The organism is Sediminibacterium sp. (genome assembly GCF_030695065.1).
GTDB lineage: Bacteria > Bacteroidota > Bacteroidia > Chitinophagales > Chitinophagaceae > Sediminibacterium.
The window spans coordinates 500,721-522,810 of record NZ_JAUYTR010000011.1; the positions used below are offsets into that span (position 1 = coordinate 500,721).

At 38.7% G+C, this 22,090-nt stretch carries 19 protein-coding genes; 1 reads left to right on the top strand and 18 read right to left on the bottom strand.

Annotation, left to right across the window (positions count from 1 at the left end; all coding sequences use genetic code 11):
- Nucleotides 1-26: 26 nt before the first annotated feature.
- From Q8S25_RS06105 to Q8S25_RS06175, 15 genes are all read right to left on the bottom strand, one after another.
- On the bottom strand, nucleotides 27-2,258 hold the full coding sequence (locus Q8S25_RS06105; protein ID WP_295234931.1) for a multicopper oxidase domain-containing protein: 2,232 nt from the start codon (nucleotides 2,256-2,258) through the stop codon (nucleotides 27-29).
- Nucleotides 2,259-2,269: 11 nt separating this feature from the next.
- Entirely contained in the window at nucleotides 2,270-3,157 is an 888-nt protein-coding gene (locus Q8S25_RS06110; protein WP_365779667.1) for a DUF2231 domain-containing protein, read from the bottom strand.
- Between the two features lie 79 nt (nucleotides 3,158-3,236).
- On the bottom strand, nucleotides 3,237-3,806 hold the full coding sequence (locus Q8S25_RS06115; protein ID WP_305535844.1) for a DUF2911 domain-containing protein: 570 nt from the start codon (nucleotides 3,804-3,806) through the stop codon (nucleotides 3,237-3,239).
- Nucleotides 3,807-3,824: 18 nt separating this feature from the next.
- Entirely contained in the window at nucleotides 3,825-4,475 is a 651-nt protein-coding gene (locus Q8S25_RS06120; protein WP_295234923.1) for a class I SAM-dependent methyltransferase, read from the bottom strand.
- A 193-nt stretch (nucleotides 4,476-4,668) separates the two neighbouring features.
- Nucleotides 4,669-7,899, bottom strand: a complete 3,231-nt coding sequence (locus Q8S25_RS06125) for an efflux RND transporter permease subunit (protein ID WP_295234920.1) — start codon at nucleotides 7,897-7,899, stop codon at nucleotides 4,669-4,671.
- 18 nt (nucleotides 7,900-7,917) lie between these two features.
- A complete protein-coding gene (locus Q8S25_RS06130; protein ID WP_295234917.1) occupies nucleotides 7,918-8,571 on the bottom strand; it encodes a DUF4136 domain-containing protein in 654 nt (217 codons plus the stop codon).
- A gap of 89 nt (nucleotides 8,572-8,660) precedes the next feature.
- Entirely contained in the window at nucleotides 8,661-9,104 is a 444-nt protein-coding gene (locus tag Q8S25_RS06135) for an MgtC/SapB family protein (RefSeq protein WP_295234914.1), read from the bottom strand.
- 64 nt (nucleotides 9,105-9,168) lie between these two features.
- Nucleotides 9,169-10,068: a ceramidase domain-containing protein gene (locus Q8S25_RS06140; protein ID WP_295234911.1), complete on the bottom strand. Its 900-nt coding sequence runs from the start codon at nucleotides 10,066-10,068 to the stop codon at nucleotides 9,169-9,171.
- Between the two features lie 160 nt (nucleotides 10,069-10,228).
- The gene (locus tag Q8S25_RS06145) at nucleotides 10,229-10,642 is read right to left on the bottom strand and encodes a hypothetical protein (protein ID WP_295234908.1); all 414 of its coding nucleotides are present in this window, start codon (nucleotides 10,640-10,642) and stop codon (nucleotides 10,229-10,231) included.
- 28 nt (nucleotides 10,643-10,670) lie between these two features.
- On the bottom strand, nucleotides 10,671-11,660 hold the full coding sequence (locus Q8S25_RS06150; protein ID WP_305535849.1) for a heavy metal-binding domain-containing protein: 990 nt from the start codon (nucleotides 11,658-11,660) through the stop codon (nucleotides 10,671-10,673).
- A 57-nt stretch (nucleotides 11,661-11,717) separates the two neighbouring features.
- On the bottom strand, nucleotides 11,718-12,080 hold the full coding sequence (locus Q8S25_RS06155) for a heavy-metal-associated domain-containing protein (protein WP_295234902.1): 363 nt from the start codon (nucleotides 12,078-12,080) through the stop codon (nucleotides 11,718-11,720).
- 23 nt (nucleotides 12,081-12,103) lie between these two features.
- Nucleotides 12,104-12,553, bottom strand: a complete 450-nt coding sequence (locus Q8S25_RS06160; protein ID WP_295234900.1) for a nuclear transport factor 2 family protein — start codon at nucleotides 12,551-12,553, stop codon at nucleotides 12,104-12,106.
- 15 nt (nucleotides 12,554-12,568) lie between these two features.
- The gene (locus Q8S25_RS06165; RefSeq protein WP_295234897.1) at nucleotides 12,569-14,245 is read right to left on the bottom strand and encodes an efflux RND transporter periplasmic adaptor subunit; all 1,677 of its coding nucleotides are present in this window, start codon (nucleotides 14,243-14,245) and stop codon (nucleotides 12,569-12,571) included.
- Complete coding sequence (locus Q8S25_RS06170; protein WP_305535852.1) at nucleotides 14,242-15,432, bottom strand: TolC family protein; 1,191 nt, start codon at nucleotides 15,430-15,432, stop codon at nucleotides 14,242-14,244. The genes Q8S25_RS06165 and Q8S25_RS06170 overlap by 4 nt, the downstream gene beginning before the upstream one ends.
- 90 nt (nucleotides 15,433-15,522) lie before the next feature.
- Nucleotides 15,523-16,047: a hypothetical protein gene (locus Q8S25_RS06175; RefSeq protein ID WP_305535854.1), complete on the bottom strand. Its 525-nt coding sequence runs from the start codon at nucleotides 16,045-16,047 to the stop codon at nucleotides 15,523-15,525.
- A gap of 467 nt (nucleotides 16,048-16,514) precedes the next feature.
- Between Q8S25_RS06175 and Q8S25_RS06180 the strand changes: the two genes are divergently transcribed.
- A complete protein-coding gene (locus Q8S25_RS06180) occupies nucleotides 16,515-16,952 on the top strand; it encodes a hypothetical protein (protein WP_371131584.1) in 438 nt (145 codons plus the stop codon).
- 1 nt (nucleotide 16,953) lies between these two features.
- Here Q8S25_RS06180 and Q8S25_RS06185 read toward each other — a convergent pair whose 3' ends face one another.
- Genes Q8S25_RS06185 through Q8S25_RS06195 form a run of 3 tightly spaced genes read right to left on the bottom strand, consistent with a single transcriptional unit; the run spans nucleotide 16,954 to nucleotide 22,079 of the window.
- Nucleotides 16,954-18,213 carry a DUF1501 domain-containing protein gene (locus tag Q8S25_RS06185; RefSeq protein ID WP_305535856.1) on the bottom strand — a complete coding sequence of 420 codons (1,260 nt, stop codon included), beginning with the start codon at nucleotides 18,211-18,213 and terminating at the stop codon, nucleotides 16,954-16,956.
- A 1-nt stretch (nucleotide 18,214) separates the two neighbouring features.
- Nucleotides 18,215-19,978: a DUF1800 domain-containing protein gene (locus tag Q8S25_RS06190; protein ID WP_305535858.1), complete on the bottom strand. Its 1,764-nt coding sequence runs from the start codon at nucleotides 19,976-19,978 to the stop codon at nucleotides 18,215-18,217.
- Nucleotides 19,979-20,033: 55 nt separating this feature from the next.
- Nucleotides 20,034-22,079, bottom strand: coding sequence for an OPT family oligopeptide transporter (locus Q8S25_RS06195; protein WP_305535860.1), 2,046 nt, complete (start codon nucleotides 22,077-22,079; stop codon nucleotides 20,034-20,036).
- Nucleotides 22,080-22,090 lie beyond the last annotated feature (11 nt).

The following is a 22,090-nucleotide window of genomic DNA, read 5'->3' on the forward strand; positions in this document are numbered from 1 at the left end:
AGAATATTTATGTTTTATCCGATAAATTAATAGTGCCATGTTAATCCAATTCCCCATTTGTAATCGCTGTCATAATTTGTGCTGATGGAAAATGATTTGGCAATCATATATCTTGCTGCTACATTATATTCCTTATCAGTATTTACCCTGAAATCGAAAAAGAAATTATTGCTTAGGGGTAAATCTCTTCTTTCTAATTGCAATCTTAAACGACCTGTATGGTCAATCCGCCATTCGGAACGGATAAGCATAGGTAATAAATAATAAAAACCTGCATCAAATACACGTCGGTTGTCTTTAGAGTTGGGCTTATTGGCTAACGGAAGTGTTTTATTTTTCCGGTAATCATAGCCTATGTAAAAAGCGAGGTATTGTTTTTTATCGAGGTAACGAAGTAAATGTGTTTCCGTTTCATAATTGCCTTTCCAGCTAACACGGCCTTCAAATTCCAATGCCATTTTATTGTTTGAAATATTTCCACTCAGCCATGCACCCTGTGAATGAACAGATAAGTCATACCAGGGATAAAGCATATTGTCTTCTTTCTTTAATTTGCGATAACCGGTTTTGGCAAACTCATTTTGTTCACTGCCTTCATAACTAACTATCCGTGCCATACCCGCCATCATGTGGTAAAGAATATGACAATGAAAGAACCAGTCTTGTTCTTCGTTTGCTTCAAACTCAATGGTAACGGTTTCCATGGGTTTTATATCAAACGTATGTTTCATTGGTGAATATTCGCCTTGTTCATTGATGAAGCGAAAGAAGTGGCCGTGCAAATGTAGTGGGTGCCGCATCATGGTGTTATTGGTTAAAACAAACCTTACCCGTTCACCTTTATGGATAATGATTTTATCGGCAACAGATAAAGTTTTAAAATCGAACGACCATACATAGCGCAGCATATTCCCTGTAAGTGCTAATTTAATTTCTCTTGGCTTTAAGGTGGAATCTAAAGTCGTGGGGTGCAGTGCCCTCAACATATTATAATTAAATTCTCCGGGCATGCCCATATCCATTCCCTGCATATTGCCTATGTCCATTCCATCCATATTACTCATATCCATTTTTTTGGGAACAGTATCTTGTTTCATATTCATTCCGTCCATGTTCATGTCACTCTTATTCATGCTGCCCATTTCCCTCATCATTTTAAAATAGTCAAGTTTGGGAATATCAGGTGCATTCATTATCGGGCCGTTTCCAAAATAACCGGATGAAAAGCCTACTACATCCCATGAAGTAGCTCTTAATTCTGCAGCACCGGTTTCAGGAACAGTAATTAAAACATCATACGTTTCTGCGACTGCAATTTCTAATTTGCTTACGGAAATTGGAGTAACATTAATTCCATCTGCTGCAATCAGCCGCATATAACTCATTCCGTATTGCAATGTAAAATAAGAGGAAGCTGAACCGTTGATGATTCGTAACCTAATCACTTCGCCGGGCTTTGCATCTTTAAAATAATTTTTCTCCTGCCCGTTCATCAGGAATTTATTGTAATACACATCTGATACATCCATAGCAGGCATACGTTGCCATTCTTGTTTTAGTTTGTCTTTAAATGAACCGGCAGCAATGGCTTCGCCATAGCTTTGCAATGCACCTTTTTTGATGGCATACCATTCGCCGCCTCGTTTCAGGTAACGTAATACCTGGTGTGGGTTTTCGTCCGTCCAGTCTGATAATAACAAAACATATTCTTTTAGTTCAGGTTCTGGCTGGGCAGGGTGAATTACGATTGACCCATATAAGCCGCTTTGCTCCTGCAGCATAGTATGAGAGTGGTACCAGTAAGTGCCACTTTGAATAAGCGGAAAAGTAAATGTAAGTGTTTTCCCGGCTTCGATGGGAACAGTGTTTAAGTAAGGAACGCCATCTTCTTTATTGGGCAACAGTATGCCATGCCAGTGGATAGAGGTTTCCATCTTCATCAGGTTATGTACACGAATGATAGCGGTATCGCCTTCTGTAAATTCAAGAATGGGTGCCGGTATCTGGCCATTGATCGCAATGGCATGGCGATGCTTACCGGTAAAGTTCACCATCGTGTCTGTTACATATAAATCATACTCCACTTTTTTTCCAGTGTAAGCCATTCCCGGTTTGGTTTGCACGGGTTGCAGAGAGTAATCGTAAGTAGTAGATTTTCGCATTCCGTATTCTTTACCCATCGGCATTTGCATGGATTTATTTTCTTGAGCCATACTGCAAAAAGGAATCAACAATAAAAAGAATAGAAGCTGTTTCATTGTAAACTGATTTATTGTTTAACCGGTTTCTTTGATTTTTTTCGGGCGGGGTTGTTGTCCGGGAAGCGAAGTGTATCCATTGCATTTTCTACCGGCATCTTCATATCTTTCATATCACCCATTTTTTTGGTGCTGTCCATCCCAGGCATATCTTTCATGTCTTTCATATTGTCCATGCCTTTCATATTCTTCATGGTATCCATACCGGGCATATCCTTCATGTCCATATCTTTCATCTTTTCTATGCCCTTCATGTTCTTCATGTCGTTCATTCCTTTCATACCCTTCATGTTTTTCATCGTATCCATCCCTTGCATATTCCTCATGTCCATACTCTTCATGGTATCCATTCCCGACATATTTTTCATACCTGGCATTGAATCATTCATCTGCATCGTACTGTCACCCTGCATGTCCATTCCTTCCATATCCTTTTCGCCATGCTCCTTCATGAGGTATTTTCCCATTGGCCCCACTCCGGCAACATGTGTAAGTTTTGCCCCATGATGGCCTGCAATGGACAGAAACACAGCGGTAACAATTGCAAATAATAACACGATGAGCTGAAAAGAACGGCGGAATAACTTATAAAAATCACCAATGCCTTTTACCAGGAAATTAATGCCTGACATCCACAAAGTATATTGTGCATATTTTTCATGCTCTTCAAATATGGCCAAGGCTTCTTTAGGTGCATTGGGAGCAATCATTGCATGAAATAAGGTGCTCGCCGCCAAAGCAGAAATGAAAGCTAATCCCATTACAATTAATGTGGCCCACCTGATTTGCTGCCATTGAGGTTTCCAGAACACAACGGCCTGGAAAGCTGCCGCCAGCAGTATAAGCACTATGGGAAAGTGTACTACTAACGGATGCAGGGAAGGAAAGTCTTTAAACATAATGTGCTACTGTTTTTGTGATGCCCAACCAAATCAGTGAAGAAACTTTCGTACCAAAAACTGTTTTTAAGATTATTTATTAAAGCCTGACAAGTGAATCAAAACTAATTTTCAGTTTTTCCCATGCTACAGTGATAGTAATTTTTCCGCTTTTGTTTTCTTCGATAAAATATTGCAGCCTTTCTATATGCGTATTTTTCTTTGGCTTTACTTTTATTCTTACCTCATCTTCTTTTTCATCATATTCTGTTGCTAAGTGTTGTTTCCAGTGCTTATTGATGATCACTGTCCATTCCGATTTGCCCGGAATAGTAAAAATGGCATATTTGCCTGCAGGGATTTCTTTACCTCCAACAACAAACGCTTTGCCGATTTCAAGAGTTGTTGCATCGTGTGCTCCTGTTACCCATACTTCATCATAGGGAACAAGGCCACCCCATATTATTCTTTTACGAACGCCAGGTGAATGATAGCTGATTTTTATACTGTCGCCATGGGTTACAGCAACGGCCATGGATTTAATACTTTTCTTGCTTGTGTCTTTTACTAAATTGGGATTGTAGCAAACCTCTTCTTTCTTTTGTTCTTGTGCCGTTGCAGTAAATACTGTCGCAATTAGTAAAAGCAGTAAATAAAATTTCTTTTTCATGATACTATTTATTTGTGTTTATTTTTTTGCTGCACAGATTATTTGTACTTCTCCAAACATGGTTTTGAAACGCTTTTTAATTTCTACATTTTCAAACCCTGCACCCGAAATCATCTGAGGTAATAAACCTTTAGCATTTGCATCTGTTGACTTAAATCCATCCAATCCTCTTATCAAATTAAAAAGTGTTCTTTGAACCCATGACTTAGAACGGCCAAAATCCGCAATATGTAATTGCCCTTCTTCATTTAAAACGCTGAATATTTCTGCAAGAGCCTTTTGCTTTGTTGCGGTATCAAGATGATGAAATACCAAGCAGGATACAGTTCTGTCAAATGCATTATGCTGAAAGGGAAGTTGCTTTCCATCATAATCCAGCAAAAAAATATCTAACTTCTTTTCTTTTACTTTTTGAATAGCCTTGTCTAAAATCTTTGCATCCACATCAATGCCTGTTACTTTTGCCTCGGGGCATATTTCTTTCACCATAATCGTTAATGTAGCTGTGCCACATCCAAAATCCAGCACCTTTGCACCTGGTGAAATGTGTGCTGATTCAATTAGAGCTTCTTTTATCTTCTTCTCAGGCATTGTAATATTTATCAAAAAATCATACAATGGAGTTAACCATTTGAATCGAAGTGCCGGTATATATTTTTTTTGCTCCATTATAATGATTTTTGTATAAAACGATACACAAAGTGAATCCGGTTTAAAACAGATTTATCAGTTGGTGGGTGCGGAAACCCTGCTCCAGAAACTGTTTCATTATAAATAAGGAAACTAAAGCAGGGCTCCGACCCGTGTTTTTTTTTCTAATTTTGTTTAAATAATCCAAACTTTTTGCCCGGTGCTGCTGCTATTACTCAAGCTCCTTGTTCTTTTGCTCTTCCAAATATTTATCCAAAGCTTTTTTGCCAAATTGCTTAAAAACAACCGGCGTTACAATCATATCCAATAAAGTAGAGCTGATTAAACCTCCCAGTATTACAGTGGCAACAGGGTATAATATTTCCTTACCCGGTGCAGTTGCATCCATTGTTAAAGGAATCAAAGCAAGCGCCGCTACCAACGCCGTCATCAATACAGGCACTAATCTTTCCAACGAACCTCGTATAATCATTTTATCATTAAAGGTTTCTCCTTCATGTTGCACAAGATGAATATAATGGCTTATCATCATTATTCCATTTCTTGATGCAATGCCTGTAAGTGTAATAAATCCTACCATAGTAGCAATAGAGAAAACGCCACCAGTAAGCAACACAGCTACCACACTTCCAATTAAGGCCAGTGGCACATTCAGCATAATCTGTAACGCAATCCGGCTCGATTTAAAATGGCTATATAATACCAGGAAGATACCTGCTATAGAAAATATACTCAGGATGGTAATAAGTTTGGAAGCCGATTGCTGGCTTTCAAACTGCCCGCCCCATTGCAGAAAATATCCCTGTGGCAATTGCAGTTGTTCATTTACTTTCTTTTGCATTTCTTTAACTGTGCTGCCTAAATCACGCCCCTGCACATTGGCAGAAACTACAATGCGCCTCAGTGTATTTTCATGATATACAGAATTGGGCCCGTTTTCCATTTCAATCCTTGCAATTTGCTTCAGGGGGATTAATGTGCCATCTGATGTTGCAATTTGAGTGTTGCCCACTTCTTCAAGATTATTTCTTATACTGTCGGTGGTACGAAGTACAATGTCAAATGTTTTTTGCCCGTCAAGTATTTGGGTACTTATCTTACCATTGTAAAAAATTTCAATATCCTCAGCTACTTTTCCTGCCTGTAGCCCATACCTTTTTAAAGACTCCCGGTCTATTTTAATACTAAGTTGTGGTACCAATACCTGTTTTTCCACTTGTACATCCACTGCTCCGGGTACTGTAGTAATGATATCTTTCAGTTTAGCGGCGTTATTACGAAGGTCAGCAAGGTCGTTACCAAAGATTTTAATAGCGATTTGTGCCCTTACGCCTGAGAGCAGGTGGTCAAGACGATGAGAAATGGGCTGGCCTATATTTACAGTTACTCCTTTTAATACAGATAACCTTCTCCTTATCTCAGCAAGTATTTTATCCCTATTACCAATTTGGTCTGCCTCTAATGCTACTTCAATTTCTGAATTACTTGGTGGTTCAGCATGCTCATCCAGTTCGGCACGACCCGTGCGGCGGGCGGTAAGCTGTACACCCGGTACTTTCAAAATTTCATTTTCGGCTATGCTGCCCGTTTTATTGGCTTCATCCAATGAAGTACCCGGAGGCAGGGACAAGTTAATAGTAAAACTTCCTTCATTAAAAGGCGGTAAAAACTCTGTGCCTAAAAAGGGGATGATACTCATGGCAGTTACAATCATAGTAATAGCGATACCAATAACTATTTTAGGATGTTTCAACCCTATCTTTAGTAATTTAATATCCTGTCGCTTTAAGAATTTTACAAGGGTGCTGTCATCATGCGATGAAGCATACAAAGCTTCTTCTTCGACAGTATGCCCATGAGGTTTTTGTTGTTCTGCTTCCTCAAATGTATGACTATGTTTTTTTCGTCCTTTCCAGAAAGCGAGGTTCACATGTTTCAAATGTTTTTTCTTGCCGAGCAAGTAACTGCAAAGAGCTGGTGTAACAGTAAGTGATACTACTAAAGAAGCGATAATTGATGTGATATAGGCAATGCCGAGCGGTGCAAATATTTTCCCTTCGATACCCTGCAAATAAAATAATGGAAGAAACACCAGAACCACAATTATGGTAGCATAAACAATTGAGTTTCTCACTTCACTGCTGGCTTCGTAAATTACCTTCATAAGCGGCCTTGGATTGGGGCTTGTCCAGTTTTCTTTTAACCGCCTGAATACATTTTCTACATCTACAATGGCATCATCCACTAACTCACCAATAGCAATGGCAAGCCCACCAAGCGTGAGGGTGTTAATAGATATTCCAAATATTTCGAAAACGATGGCTGTAATTATAAGTGATAAAGGAATGGCAGTAAGTGTAATAATGGTGGTTCTGAAATTAAGCAGGAATAAGAATAATATGATTATCACCAAAATAAAACCATCCCTCAATGCTTCTTCCACGTTGGTAAGTGAGTTTTCAATAAAATGTTTTTGTTGAAAAACATCAGTATTAATCTTTACGTCAGAAGGTACTGATTTTTTTATATCATCAACTGCCTTCATTATTTCTGATGTCAGCGTAACAGTATTTGCATTGGGTTGTTTTTCTATGCTCAAAATCACTGCGGGTTTGCCATTAAGTGAACCATCACCTCTTTTAACGGGGCCGCCGAATTTTACTTCTGCAAGTTGACGGAGTACTACTGGTGTGCCATTTTTGTTGGCTACCACTGTATTGGCCAGGTCTTCCAGTGTATTTGCCCGTGCAAGGTTACGAACCAGCACTTCGGACCCTTTGTTATCATTAACAAAGCCACCGGTCGTATTGATATTGGTAAGTTGTAATGCCTTGTCAACATCATCAACAGCTAAATTGTATTGACGCAATTTTTCCGGAGAAATCAAAACCTGGTATTGCATGCGGACACCACCAATGGGGATGACCTGTGCAATGCCCTTAACACTCATAAGCCTGCGGCGAATAACAAAATCACTTAGCGTCCGTAAATCTTCAGGGGATGTGGTATCAGAACTTACTGCTATCATCATAAACTGCCCCATTACTGAGCTGATTGGCCCCATTACAGGTACTATTTTATTGGGAAGCTGGACAGTTTGTATTTTCTCTGCTGTTAATTGCCGGGCCCGATAGATGTCCGTTTTCCAGTCAAACTCAACAAACACTAAACCCAGTCCCGGCGAAGCTACAGACCTTACCACTTCTACACCTGGTGCCCCATTGAGAGAAGTTTCTACCGGTAAAATAACCTGTGCTTCAATTTCTTCCGGCGACATGCCATTTGATTCTAAAAAAATAGTTACCCTTGGCCTGTTTAAATCGGGTAACACATCTACAGGCAAGTTTACCAATGTAAATACGCCATATACCATCAGCAGGGCAGCCATTGACACTACTAGCATCCGGTTTTTTAATGAAAAATGTATGAGTCTGTTCAGCATAATTATTTTATTTATTTTTTACTTTCTTCTTTTCTCAGGTGGTTTTACCGGGTAATTTTCTATCAGCGTATGCACAGCGGGATGCAGGTTATTTTGTAAAGTTGTTGGGTCGTATAAATCAGCTTCTACGGTGGCGGTATAAATAAATTTATTTTGTTTCCTGTCTATAATATTTAATGTAATACTTCCCTTTGTATATTCCACTGTTTTAGTAGTGTAGCCGTAAGTGTAATTATTGTAATTATAATTTAATGGCCTGTTGTAATAATAGGCCCGTGGGTTTACATTGTAATATGGATTGCGGGGCGATATAGCCCTGTACTGAAAAGAATTATTATAGTTATATACCGGGGTGGTTGTACGAACGGTTTCCGTCCTGCTTTTTTTGCTTTCCGTAACTTTTAGTTCCATCAAAACATCGGGATTGTCATTATCAATAGTCATGCCCCTGGCCGCAAGTTCATGCGAAAAATAATTGATGGTATTATTAAATATTATCTGGTTATGATAGGGTGTGTTGTCATTGTCCTGGTGCGGAATCCATGAAAATGTCTTATACTTTACAAAATCAATACTTTTATCATAGTCGGCATAGGTTAAATTATAAGCGGTGCTGCATCCGGCTGCCGTAAATAAAAGCAGCATTACCGGGATGATTATTTTATTTTTCATAATTCTTTTTTTCACTGTTTAAATATAGTTTCGTTATTGAATTTCATTTGTCACTTGCCTCTCTGCTTCTTACTCATTATTACGCCAACCTATTTGAATATTTTACCCTTACTTTTCAGCCGTTTTATAAAAGGGGCATTATTTAGATACAACAATAGAAAAAGGGTTATTGTACTAAAAAGGCTGATAACATACATGCCAAAACCAGCGGCGACGCCAACGGCTGCAGTAGCCCACAGGGTTGCAGCAGTTGTAAGCCCTGTTATTAATCCATTACCTGCATCCCTAAAAATAATTCCTGCACCTAAAAAGCCAATACCTGTTACAATATTTGAAACAATTCTTGTATGGTCTGATAAGTTAGGGACATGTGCATTGATAATGGTAAACATAGCAGCACCCAAAGAGACAGCAGCGTAAGTTCTGATGCCTGCCGCCCTTCCATGAATTTCCCGTTCATAACCGACAACACCGCCCAACACTGTTGCAATCAGCAAACGTGGCAGTAATATAAATTCTGTGCTTACGTCCATGTTAAATTATTTAATAAAGTATGAAATAGTTTATACGTCAATTATGATTTTCAATTTATTGTACTTATTCTTCATTCATTTTAATAACCCGTGCACCTGACTCATTTTGATTTTGGATAAATAAGTAAAAATAGAAGGCCGAAAGCCCGACAAATAAATTCCATAAACTATGCGGCTGAAAATAACTGCCGGGCCTGCAAAAAATTTTGTTCTTGTCAAATTCAAACCACAGCAAAGCCATTAAAATGGAAATGACACTTAAAATAAGATAATGCCTGCCAGGGTTATCAGGTTCTGTTTTCATGGTTGCCAAAGCCAATCCTAAAAACAGAAGGATGATTATAAGTACAGCAATGCTCTCTTTTCCTTTTGGCAACACAAAGGAGAATAAAAGATTAAGTACAAGAAAAGACGAAAGGAATATAGCGGTTGATTTGTTTTTTATTACAGCGGGAATTTTGCTGTTTCGGCTAAGCCACCAGCGATGCACAAAAAACATTACCGGGAAAAGTGAAAAGGCAAATACCGCTGAGTAATCCAATTTATGAGCAACATTTATGAGTGAAGCATGATAAAATGTGCTTGCGCCAAAAACATATAGCAGTATAACGCCAAAAAGAAAACCATAAACTGTATTTAGGTAGCGGGGATTGCTTTTATACTTTTCTTCCCGCAAGTTTTTTAAGATAACTATTGCAGTGATTAAATAAATAATATTGCTGAAAGTATTTACTGGCTGACGGACAGGGTTGCTCATATGAATATTTTCACAAAAAGAAGCTGGAATTTTTTTATCAAAAGTGAAAGTTTCCCAAATATGTTGTAAGGTTGGAATACGGTTCAGCAACCAGATTGTTAAGCCAAAAAGAAATGAAACAATCACCAGCAGAATTGCCGTTCCCGAACTGATAAAAATATCGGGTATGATTGCCTGTTTTATTTTGGTGTAATATTTTTTTATCACTGTGTACTTATTAATATCATTACCTTTTCGCAATACGAGTTGACAACGGTGATGAATTAAGTCAGTAACGAAAAGGAAACTACCAAGCGCCTCCTGCAGGTACAATTATTTCCTTTGTCGTTACTGACTGCGGCTTTTCATTAATGATTTTCCTTTTAAATTAATGTTGGTGCTTATGCCCATCTTCGGCCGGTTTGGCGGCCAGGTCAAATGTGGCAGATGCTGTTTTACTCCCGATTACTAATGTTACAATGGCTTTATTGTACTTTTTTGATTTCTCAAGTGTGTACATAAAACCTTCCTTGCCGCTGGGTATAAGGGTAACAGTTGAAGTCTGGCCATCGGCTGTTTGTATCAGAGCAGTTGCTTTAACACCATCATTCTTCATTGACTTTTCCTTGGCATCTAATAAATAAACCATCAGCATCCCGTCCTTTACGCCTGCTTCAATATGGAATTCGGTTCCGGATGATTTTACCGTTCCACCATGTGGGGAGCCATGTTTATGGTCCTGGGCATAACTGCTGAATGTTGCCAGCGCTGCCAGCAGCATTGTGAAATACATTTTTTTCATAATTGTAATTTTTATAGTTAAATAATAATTAGTGGTTCTCATGCTCATCTTTCTTCATGTCTTTCATGTCGCCGGCCTTACCTTCTGCAACATTCATTACAAAGTCGCTGGTATAAACTTTTCCTTTGCTCTGAAATTGTATCCAGCCACGATATACACCTGGTTTATCAAATGTGGTATGTAAATCAAATTTGCCGCCTTCCACACTTGGGTGTACATGTAAATATTTTTTATCAGCAAGGCTTACTACTACCATGTGTGCTTTTGCCCCAAGATAATCTTCCAGTGTAGTTACATCCACTTCTTTACCATTCAGCATTACAACACCATTGATATGCATTGCCATGTTTGTAAAGAACTTGCCGCCTTCCGGGGTAAGTGAAACAGAGAAACCATCACCAGTTGCACCGGTTAATTTATCTGCGCCGTAGGTTTTTGCGGCAGGAGCAGTACCGGCAACTGTTACATTCAAATTGTCAACTGTATGATTGGCACCGCTTGGTTTGTAATCTGCAAACAGGGTGTATTTACCAGGTGCCGGAAATTTTTCTTTGACAGTATAAGAACCATCAGCATTCAATTCCGGATGAATATGGTCAAACCAGCTAAGGTCATCGTTTACCACAATCAGGTGAATTTTTTTAGTATGCTCCACATCCAGGGGAACCTGCTCATTCGGTTTATCTTTTATTTTAGGCGTAAGAGACAGAGTAACTTCTTGGTTAGGACTTACAGTGGCAGGATTTGTGCTAAACTGCATAGATACATTGCTGGCAGCGCCTGCATTATCATTATGTTCCAGTTTCATTCCACACTTGGGGCAGGTATCGCCCTCTTTGCCTGTTACTTCAGGATGCATGGGGCATGCGTACACATGCTCTTCACTATGTGCTGCGGTAACTTGGCTTGTATCTGCTGATTCTTTTTTTGAGTCGCCGCCACTATTGTTGCAAGCAGCAAATAAGGTTACGATACAGGCTGTTATAACTGCCATTGAAATTTTAAACACTTTTTCCATTTTTATTGATTTGTTAATTAATGTGATTAGGAATAATTATTTGCATTCAGATGAATATTAATTTTGCTGGGGCTGGCTATCTTTTTTCTTTCTTTCATACTGGCAGCAACCGGGTAATTTTTCATACGCTTTATCGTCCCCGGTAAATTTTTCAGTATCATAACCAGCAGCAGCAATACTTTTTTGTACCTTTTCATTGCTGACTACTGCCGGGTTATAAACAAGGGTAAACACTTTAGTTTCCCTGTTCCATTCTGCTTTTTCGACTCCTTCAGTTTTAGCTGCTTTTTCAATTGTTTTTTTACACATTCCGCAATTGCCCCATACTTTAAATGTGTCTGTTTTTGTGTCCTGTGCTTTTGCTGCTGTAAAAGCAATTGTTGCAATCAGCAACAGCATAATTGTTTTGATTTGTTTCATTGTCTTGTTTTTATTTTAAGTAATTATTTTGCTTTTCTGAATGATGAATGTGTTTGAACTATCTTCCAGCCTTCTTTAGTTTTCTTTAATACAGAAGTGGCTACACCCTGGCTTTTAATTTCTTTAGCATCTTTTGCAAGAATGATTGTATAGATGTAAGTTTCTGTTGAGAAAGCATATTCACCTATTACGGTTACATCTACTTTATAATCACTAAATTTAAAAGACTTGAAATCTTTTAACTCAGGCCCTAAGTGATGTTCAAGGTAATGACCGATTGTACCTTCATCTTTTGCCTGTTCAAATACTTTTGAATCTTTTACAAATAGATTTACTACGCCGGTCGTGTCCAGTTTTTCAATTGCTTTTTTGTAATTGTCCAGCACATTTTTTACAGCTTCTTTATCCCCCGTTTGGGAAAGCACCGCTATAGCAGGCATAAGCAGCAGAAGCATCATTAGTAGTTTTCGCATGTTGTTTATTTTAAATTATTGGTTAAAATACATCATTTTCATCTGGTACACATTAGCTGTCACCACCCGTTCTCCATCTTCTGTTCCTTTAATGATAACGGTAAATTTGTCGTTGCTTTCTCCTTTTACAATAAAGCTGATGCTGTATTGCTCTGCTTTATCTTTTATAAAAATCGCAGGTTTACCGTTCACTTCTGTAATGGCTTCATTGGGTATTACCACCTGTCTTACTATATTATTTCCGGTCATCCGCACATTTATGTTTTCGCCAATTTTAAACTGGCCTTTGGGATTAATAAGTTCAAATACCACTTTTTGAGATTGATTACCTGTGTTGACAGATTGTGCAGTGCTGACCATTTTTAATTTAAATAGTGATGTGTCAGTAGCAGAAGTGGCCGTAAACATAGTAGCAGTTTTCAATTTTGATACATCGGCAGTAAACACCTGGGCCTCTACAAAAACCTGGTCAAGATTGGTTATTTCAAACAGCGTTTCACCACCACCTACTACGGCACCAATTGCATAATTAAATGTGCCAACAACACCACTTACAGGAGATGTAAGGGTAATCGCTTTGGTACTGCCTGTGTTTTTCCCTGTATTCGCATCAAACAATGCTTTGTTTTTTTTGGCACTTTCGTACCGGGCCTTTGCTTCGGTTATATCTTTTTTAGCAGCGATATCTTCAATTGCTTTTAATCTTTCATACTGCGCTTTTGCGGCTTCAAATTCTGCATTCACGGTATTGCTTTGTGAGATGATGCTGATTTGTGTTCCGGCATCTACCTGTTGTTCTATAACTGCAACCACTTGTCCCTTACCAACTCTTTGACCGGGTGTTACCCTCAGCGAAGCAATTTTACCAGCCTGTGGCGATTGTATTACTGCTCTTCCCTGCGGAGCAGCAGTAACTGTTCCTAACAAAACAGATGATTCAGTAAAATCTCCTGTTCCAATTTTTTGTGTTTGGATACTGAAAAGAAACTGTGCTTCTTTTTCTACTAAGAATGTGGTAGAAGAGCCACCGCTTTTTGAAGCTGCACCGTCACCATGGTCCTCGCCACCATGCGCAGACACAGGATTATAGGTAGCGGTTGGTAAAAGGCAGAAAAGAATGATAGCACCTGAAATCATTTTCCTGCTGCGGCTTTTGTTTACAACCAACATTATGAGTAAACCAATCAGCAGGCCCATTACTCCAAAAAACCAATTGCTGCTGTACCAATGAGGATGAGAACTGCTTTCCGTTGTTGCTACGGTCAATTCTTTTCCTGCTTCAATATTATTTAACTGTATTAAATCAATTCCTGCATAACTATTTATATTGACAACAAGATTATATGCTTTATTCTCCGGGAAGGTGGCCTTCAGTTCAAATACTCCCTTATCAATTCTTACAACAGCAATTTTTATATTGGGATTACCAGCTACTGTTATCTCCAGTTTTGCACTGTCAATGGGTTTGTTATTATTATACTCACTTAAGTACAACCGAAGTGATGACTCTTTGCCCGGTATAATCGGGCTGTATTTTAGAAGCACTTCATAAATTTCAGAACCAGCTTCTGAAGCAAAATAACTGGCAGGTGATACAGTCGCTTTTTTAGTATCTCCATGGTCTTCTCCGCCATGTGCAAATGTAATTACTGGTAGTACCCCTAATAAAAATTGAATAATTAATCGTTTCATAACTGACCCATTAAATATTTGTGATTGATAACACTTAAATTAAAATTTCTTACAGCTTCCAGGTATTTTTGGTAAACGGTGTATGCATCATTGCTGTTTCTTAATAAGCTGATGTAGTCAATCTCACCACTTACAAAAAAACGTTGTGAAGTAGTGATAACTTCCTGTGCCTTTCTTAAACCGCTTTGCTGATAATACTGCACAGACTGCCAGTTGGTCTGCATTTCGCTGTTGGCATTTATTACCTGTGCTGATAGTTCCTGCTGTAAACCCTGTTGTTTATTTTGAATAACCTGTTGCTCTGTTTTGGCAGCATTGATATTGCCTTTATACTGTCCAAACCATAATGGAATAGTTATGCCTGCTCTAAAACGATTAAACCATTTTGTATCCCTTTCACCCTGGTTAAAATAACCAAAGGCTAAGCCCGGAAGGGCTTTACTTTTTTGCAATGCAATATTTTGTTTGGCAACATTCTCCTGTTGCTGTAACAATTGAACAGCAGGGTTTGAAATTATCGCTGTAGAATCCGGTGCAAAAGAAAACTTTGATTGGGAAAGGTAAACAGTCAGTGCTTCTACCGAAATGGAATCTTTGATGCCTGTGAACCATTGCAACTGCGCCTTTAAAGATGCAGCTCTTGTAAGCGATTGCTGATATTGATTGTGAATTTCTCCATACTGTGTTTCAGCGAAAGTTTGTTGCAGATAATCTATCTGCCCTGCGTTAAACTGGCGGATGGCAGACAGCTTTATCTTTTCATACAACGTATCCTGAACGTATAATTGTTTGGTAAGCGAATCAGCATATTGTACTTCAAGATATAATATTCTAACCCTGTATTTTAACTCTGCTTCCGTTAACTGCTTTTCTTTTTGCGCCACCCCAATTTGCTGTTTTTGCAAGCGGTTTTGATTACTATAAACAGTTGGAAACTCAAATGACTGCGTAATACTTCCGGTGTAAAAATTACCGGTAGGGCTTTCCCAGAAGAATTCCGGATTAGGGAGATTGATAGCAGATTTAAGTAATTGCTGTTGCTGTTTTAATTGTAGCGAAACTGCCTGAATATTTTTATTATTAGCAAATGCTTTGGCAACAGCTTCGTTTTCTGTAAGCAACCGCTGTGATGCTGCCTGAAAACTAATAAATAAAGTAAGAAAAACTATGATAATATATCTGAACATAAAAAATGATTACGGTAAAACAAATAGCCTCAAATTGCAAAGGGCAAAATGAAGTTGGATGAAGACAAAGCTTCACCTGTTTTACAATAATCAAATTTGGAAACGCTGAATCGCTACTAGTATATCAATAGGAGGTGGGTAGTAAAAACGTGCCTTGAGTTTAGGGGGGAAATCCTTAATCCCATTTAACAAATCAATACCTAAAAAAGTACTCAGAATTGCCACAAATACTGGCGCAGCTATACCGGAATAGACAGTAACATTCTTATCTAAATCCTGAAATTTTTGTACTTCATCACTACAGCATCCGCCTGGGCTTTTGGTGTACGATTTGCTATAGTTGGCAAGAATTGTTTTTACGCGGTCAGTGTCATAATCCTGATTGATAGCGTCTTCATGAACACCTTTAATCGTTATTGAGTTTTCTTTTTCATGTACATGTTTTTGACCATCAGCATGTACATGTACATCAACAACCTCTGCGATTTCTATATGGTGAGAAGTATTAAAATCCATATCCATTCCTAAAGCACATGCAAAACCAACTGCCGTATTTGATGCAAATACGACCAGCAAGAAAAGTGCTTTTAGTTTAATAGTGTGAATATGATTCATTATATAATACAATATTAACTCTCTTTTTTAAATTATTAACCTTAAGTGGCTTAATTGTTCAAATATTCTAGAAAATCTTAATGGGAAGTTGAAATTTTCAGTTAATTGTAGTTTTATTATTTCCACTACCTACCCAATTCTTTTAGGGAGAAAGTAAACATTTAATTTAATAATAATACCTTTTTGAAAAAGCATAAAACACTGATCTAGAATCAATTGTGATTTAAAGAAATCTGTCAAGTTCACAAAAGTTATATCACTTCTCAGCATCAAGTTTTTAACGCAACAGTTTAACTATGTTAAATTGTTTTAATGAATAAATAGCAAGTATCTAAGAATTAAATCAACATGCATGCCCTGCAGTTTCCGCCTATGGATATGGACTCAATATTTTTAGAGACTGTAATAACAAAGTATTTGTTGGACATAGTGGAGAATTACCAGACTTCGGAAGCAATTGGCGCATCATGCCTGAATATGGCATCGGCGTAGTGTTGTTGGCGAATGTAACCTATGCACCCACTACATCTATTAATTTAAAAGTATTGGATAGTGTAATAAAGCTAGCAGGTTTAAAGCCCATACAATTACCGGTCTCTACTATATTGAATCAACGTAAAAATGAATTGGTAAAATTGTTACCCAATTTTAATTCTGCGAAAAAATCGGGCATTTTTGCTGAAAACTTTTTTGATGACTACTTTACTGATTCTTTGGTAAAGCAAGCCAATGCTGCTTTTCAAACAATTGGAAAGGTTACGACAATTGAAGAACTAATTCCAGAGAATCAACTCCGCGGCTCCTTCATCATCAATGGCGAAAAAGGAAAACTGAAAATCTTCTTCACGCTAACACCAGAGAATCCTGCACTGATTCAGGAGTATCGGTTGAGTGTGGTGAAGTGATTTATCGAATAATCTCCAACGCCTTCCCCTCCCACTTAGGAAATAATATGCCGTTATTATTGATGTTTAAATGTTTATTGGCCACTCCACTAAATACCGATCTAAAATCAGTGGTAACAGGTAAGTCGCGTTGGTCTTCTAATTGATCTTTGGCGAGTGAACCTATTTGTTGATAGACTTTTCCGCCTTGCACATCATTGCCTAAAATAAAAGAGCAACTGGCTCTTCCATGATCGGTGCCACCTGTTCCGTTTTGTGCAACGGTTCTTCCAAACTCGGTCATGGTCATTACGGTTACACCATCTTGGTAACCGCTCATATCATTCCAAAATGCGGCAATGCTATCACTAAAGTCTCGCACGTTGCGAGCAAATACTCCGTTGAGGGTGCCTTGATTAAAATGAGTGTCCCATCCCCCACTCTCTGCAAATGCTACTTCCAATCCTATGTTCATTTTGATGAGTACGGCAATTTGTTTTAATGAATTACCGAGTGGACTGTTGGGGTATACTACGCCCGCTACGGGTTGATAATTTTTGATATCATTTACATTCAGCATTTTTAATGCTTCAAAACTTTCTTTGCCAGCTCTGTTCAATAAACGATTGCTGGTTTGTTCATACAATTCTTCAAAAGAGCCCGCAGTTAAATTGGCGGCAATTGGGTTTCCCTTGGTTTGAAGGGCAAAGTCTGCAAGATTACTAATGGCCAATGCTTCTTGGCTTCCATATAAACTTCTTGGCAATGCACCAGTAATGCTTACTGCTCTAAATGGACTGGCATCATGTCCCATTAAACCTACGGCCCTATTTAACCAACCACTGGATGTGCTCTTACTAAAGGGTGTACCCGATTCCATATAGTCTTGTGCATCAAAATGACTGCGGGTTGTATTCGGACTGCCTACTCCATGTGCAATGGCTAATCTTTTATCTGCAAAAAATGGTTGCAAGGAAGCGAAGCTGGGATGCAATCCAAACTGCCCATCCAAATCAAATAATTTACCCGCACCATTCGTGGGATCCATAAACAAAGTGGGTCTTGCCTTCTTCAATTCCATATCCGTGAATGGTGTAACCGCCATCAGTCCATCCATGGCTCCTCTTTGGAAGATGCATACCAATACTTTATTTTTTTTGTAGGGAGCTGGAGGCATTCCTGCAGCAGCTGCTCTAGTGATAAATGCAGGTATCCCTCCTGCAATGCCGGTTGCAAAAAGTGCCATTGCACCTGATCGCATAAACGCTCTTCTACTACTCATATTATTTTCTTTGAAATTCGGGTGAGCCAATAATGATTCCTACCACTTGCGACAACATATTCTTCGTTCCCTTATCTAAAGTCATTTGTTCAGCAGTTTTATCTACTGTTGCTGCCTTACTAATTTTTTCTTCTACAGCATCGTCATTCACTAAGGGAATCAATCGTTTAATATTAGCAGCATGATCTCTCTGCGGTAATAAAATATTGCTGTACACCGTCAACGCATCAATCGCACTTTCTGGTTCATGGTAATTATTTAATGCAGCTAAATCCATTCTGACTCCAGGAATTTTTTGTGAAGCAAATGCCAAACCAAAATTCATTCGATTTAACAGTGCGCCTGTATTAATCCAATTCGAAGCTCTATCAGGAAAACCTGTTGGTGCTTGGTAATAATAAAAACGTTGCCCCATTTTGGTACACCAATTAAACAATTGAAAAGGTTGTATCACTTGTGCATTGGTTGCCCTAACAGCGCTGATCACCATTTCAAAAGGCGACTTTACTTTTTCATGCGAAACCGATTTTTTCCAAAATGTGGGATCATACACCATGGTGCGCAAAACCGCTTTGATATCTCCATCAGTTGATTGAAATGTTTTCACCATGTTTTTAATCAATGATGCAGAAGGTGTGTCACTCACAAATCTGGTAGCCAATTTGGTGCAAATAAATTTTGCTGTAGATGGATGTTCTGCCAACATGGTCAATACATCAATCCCTTCTTGGTATCCACCGTTGGCAGGAAAATTTTTATTTAAAATGGTTTTGGGTTCGTTGTCGTGCTGATCTGCTCTGAATAAAAAATCACCCTTTAATACAAATCCTCTTCTTTCTAACTGAGTTGGATTTAATCTTTCTAATAGATTTCTTGCTGGTGCATCTTTTGCCAATGGCATTACGGTCCATCCTGTTAATGCTTTAGCAACTGTAGTAACATCTGCCTGCGTATATCCACCGTCAACGCCTAGTGTATGCAATTCCATTACTTCACGTGCGTAGTTTTCATTCAAGCCTCTTGCATTTCTTGGCGCTGCCATATTTGCCCTTGGCTGATTTTTTATGCTAACACTACTTGCATTATCTAAATATTCTAACATAGCCGGATGCTGTGCAGTAGCCAATAACAAGTCTTTGAATTTTCCCATCACATTGGGGCGAATGGCATCTCGCTCATAAGTGTACACGTATTGCTGGCATTGATTCTTGGTTACTGAAACATTAAAATGATTGAACCAAAAATCGGTGAGTACTTCTTGTAATTGATTATTGCTGTAAGCTGCACTCAATACTTTTTGATTCACCAATTCGCGGTGTAATTCAAGTATGGGTTTATACCCTTCTTGTTCCATGATTACCCGAACCTGCTCTCTGTATTCTTTGGGATCACCTTTAATAGAATCTCTATTGATGATGCCTTTTCGAGTTGCCAAACGAATAACTTGACCAGCGTTTAAATAGGTGTTTACAATGGTATCGTTAGAGAGCAATAATGATTTAAAATTAGACAGTCTTTTTTCTAGTGCGATATTGGGTTGTTTGGCTGCAAATTGTTGTTCCAACCAATTTTCCAAACCCATACTCACCACTGCTTCTACCTGACCTGGCTTGGCACCAAAGCTAAATCGATCCAATAATCTGGCTGCAGCTTGTTGAGGAGTATAGCCAAACTTTTTAAAGGGAATTGGATCATCCACCAATGAGCTGAATCCAAAGGTTGCCGTAATCGCTAAGCAAAATAAAATGCCTTTTGCAAGTTTCATGTACTGAATTTGCAGTAAGATAGCTAAACGAACCAAAGGTTTAACCAGTGAAAAGTTATTTTTTGGTTGCTACTTTATAAAGGATACCAGCCATCAATGCAAAAAACAAAGTACCCAATAAGAAATAGCCATTTTCGGATAGCATGTGAACCAAGCCTTCTTCTTGGCTTACCGCAGCCAGGAATTTCTCACCCGATTCCGAGCCTGATACAAATGCAATGATTACCCCTGCTACAGCACCGCCAGCTACTAATCCTGTTGCAAATAAATTGCCCTTGCCCAACTCCTCTTCTTCGGCACTCAATTGTTGATTTGCTTTTTTCTGTTTGCTTTCTACAATTCCTCTAATAGCACCTCCTAAAAAGATAGGCAAAGTAGTGGCTAAAGGCAGGTATGCTCCCACCGCAAAACTCAATGACTTAATGCCGCAAAGCTCCATCGTGATAGCCAAGAAAACACCCGCAAAAACATATTGCCAATCTAAGTTTTGTGAAAGGATTCCTTTAATAAGCGTTGCCATTAATGTGGCTTGTGGTGCTGGATATTTTTCTGTACCTATGGCATGATTAATTCCTTGGCTCAACATTTCTGAACTAGGTTTATCTAAAAACTTCACGGTTAAGCCAATTACCAAAGAAGATACAATGGCACCCACAAATAAAGCAATCTGTTGATTGCGTGGTGTTGCACCTACAATATATCCGCTTTTTAAATCCTGTGATGTGGCACCCGCATTGGCTGCGGCTATACAGATCATTCCGCCTACTACCAACACCAATGGCTCATAACTTTGACCCGTCCATCCCATGCTTAAAAAAATCAAACTGGTTCCCATTACAGTGGCGATGGTCATGCCACTGATGGGGTTGTTAGATGAGCCAATTAAGCCTACTATTCTGGAAGAAACGGTTACAAATAATGCCCCAAATATGATGACTAAAATTCCAATTAATAATTTCTGTAACACACTATCACCGGGCACTTGAGGCAATAATGTAATTAATAAAATCAAACCCAATGTACCCAAGCCTACTACTTTTAAACTCAGGTCTTTTTCGGTTCTTAACACAGTGCCTGCATTTTCTCCGCTCTCTGCTTTTAAAGAAGCTACAGATCCTTTCACCGATTTAACAATGGTTGGAACTGTTTTAATTAATGTGATGATACCGCCTGCTGCAACTGTTCCTGCTCCTATTTGTCTGATATAAGCATAATACACTGCAGAAGAAAAATCTTTAAAACTATGTGCTACGGGATCCCAACCGCCTTTGCCTCCAGCCACTGCTACATCGGCCAAGTAGCCTAGTTTCACTAATTGTGCTGCAATCATATCGGGTGGTACCAAGGAAGAAAACAAAGGAATAAATACCAACCAACTTAACACTCCTCCTGCAACCAATACGCCACCAATTTTAGGCCCAATAATATATCCAACGCCCAAATATTCTGGGGTAATTTCTCCACTCACTTTTGCCGATGGAAAAAATTTATTGATTTGTTGGGTGGCATAATAAGGTGTTTCTGCAATGACGTGCAATACTTTTTGCAAGAGTGCATAAACAAACGCAACTCCTAATCCCCAAAATGCAGTCTTGGCAAAATCGCCTCCTTTCTCTCCTGCTTTTAATACGTCTCCGCATGCCGTGCCTTCTGGATAAGGAAGGTTATCGTGTTCATTAACTATCAAGGCTTTTCTTAATGGCACCATTAATAAAGTGCCGAGTAATCCACCTACAATCGCTAAAATTAAAATGGTTAAATAGTTAAAATATTCTGCGCTGTCAGGAGAAGATAAAAATAAAAATCCTGGCAAAGTAAAAGCTACTCCCGCTGCAATGCTTTCGCCTGCAGATCCCGTGGTTTGTATGATATTATTCTCCAGAATAGTGGTCTTTAAAAACTTACGTCCCAAGGTAATAGCAATCACCGCGATGGGTATGGATGCAGAAACCGTTAAGCCTGCTTTTAATGCAAGGTATACCGTGGCTGCTCCAAATATGACTCCAAATAAACTACCTACTAATATAGACTTAACGGTTAGTTCAGCCATGGTAGATTCGGGGGCCACAAAGGGTTTGAATTGCTTAGTTGGTTGAGACATAAAAAGTTATT

Excerpts from the sequence above, each read along its gene's own strand:
- Q8S25_RS06130 (WP_295234917.1), bottom strand. The coding sequence starts at position 8,571 with ATGAAAAATAAAATAATCATCCCGGTAATGCTGCTTTTATTTACGGCA.
- Q8S25_RS06185 (WP_305535856.1), bottom strand. The coding sequence starts at position 18,213 with ATGAGTAGTAGAAGAGCGTTTATGCGATCAGGTGCAATGGCACTTTTT.
- Q8S25_RS06155 (WP_295234902.1), bottom strand. The coding sequence starts at position 12,080 with ATGAAACAAATCAAAACAATTATGCTGTTGCTGATTGCAACAATTGCT.
- Q8S25_RS06195 (WP_305535860.1), bottom strand. The coding sequence starts at position 22,079 with ATGTCTCAACCAACTAAGCAATTCAAACCCTTTGTGGCCCCCGAATCT.
- Q8S25_RS06145 (WP_295234908.1), bottom strand. The coding sequence starts at position 10,642 with ATGAAAAAAATGTATTTCACAATGCTGCTGGCAGCGCTGGCAACATTC.
- Q8S25_RS06125 (WP_295234920.1), bottom strand. The coding sequence starts at position 7,899 with ATGCTGAACAGACTCATACATTTTTCATTAAAAAACCGGATGCTAGTA.
- Q8S25_RS06115 (WP_305535844.1), bottom strand. The coding sequence starts at position 3,806 with ATGAAAAAGAAATTTTATTTACTGCTTTTACTAATTGCGACAGTATTT.
- Q8S25_RS06165 (WP_295234897.1), bottom strand. The coding sequence starts at position 14,245 with ATGAAACGATTAATTATTCAATTTTTATTAGGGGTACTACCAGTAATT.
- Q8S25_RS06170 (WP_305535852.1), bottom strand. The coding sequence starts at position 15,432 with ATGTTCAGATATATTATCATAGTTTTTCTTACTTTATTTATTAGTTTT.
- Q8S25_RS06175 (WP_305535854.1), bottom strand. The coding sequence starts at position 16,047 with ATGAATCATATTCACACTATTAAACTAAAAGCACTTTTCTTGCTGGTC.
- Q8S25_RS06135 (WP_295234914.1), bottom strand. The coding sequence starts at position 9,104 with ATGGACGTAAGCACAGAATTTATATTACTGCCACGTTTGCTGATTGCA.
- Q8S25_RS06150 (WP_305535849.1), bottom strand. The coding sequence starts at position 11,660 with ATGGAAAAAGTGTTTAAAATTTCAATGGCAGTTATAACAGCCTGTATC.
- Q8S25_RS06180 (WP_371131584.1), top strand. The coding sequence starts at position 16,515 with ATGCCTGAATATGGCATCGGCGTAGTGTTGTTGGCGAATGTAACCTAT.
- Q8S25_RS06105 (WP_295234931.1), bottom strand. The coding sequence starts at position 2,258 with ATGAAACAGCTTCTATTCTTTTTATTGTTGATTCCTTTTTGCAGTATG.
- Q8S25_RS06160 (WP_295234900.1), bottom strand. The coding sequence starts at position 12,553 with ATGCGAAAACTACTAATGATGCTTCTGCTGCTTATGCCTGCTATAGCG.
- Q8S25_RS06190 (WP_305535858.1), bottom strand. The coding sequence starts at position 19,978 with ATGAAACTTGCAAAAGGCATTTTATTTTGCTTAGCGATTACGGCAACC.
- Q8S25_RS06110 (WP_365779667.1), bottom strand. The coding sequence starts at position 3,157 with ATGTTTAAAGACTTTCCTTCCCTGCATCCGTTAGTAGTACACTTTCCC.
- Q8S25_RS06120 (WP_295234923.1), bottom strand. The coding sequence starts at position 4,475 with ATGGAGCAAAAAAAATATATACCGGCACTTCGATTCAAATGGTTAACT.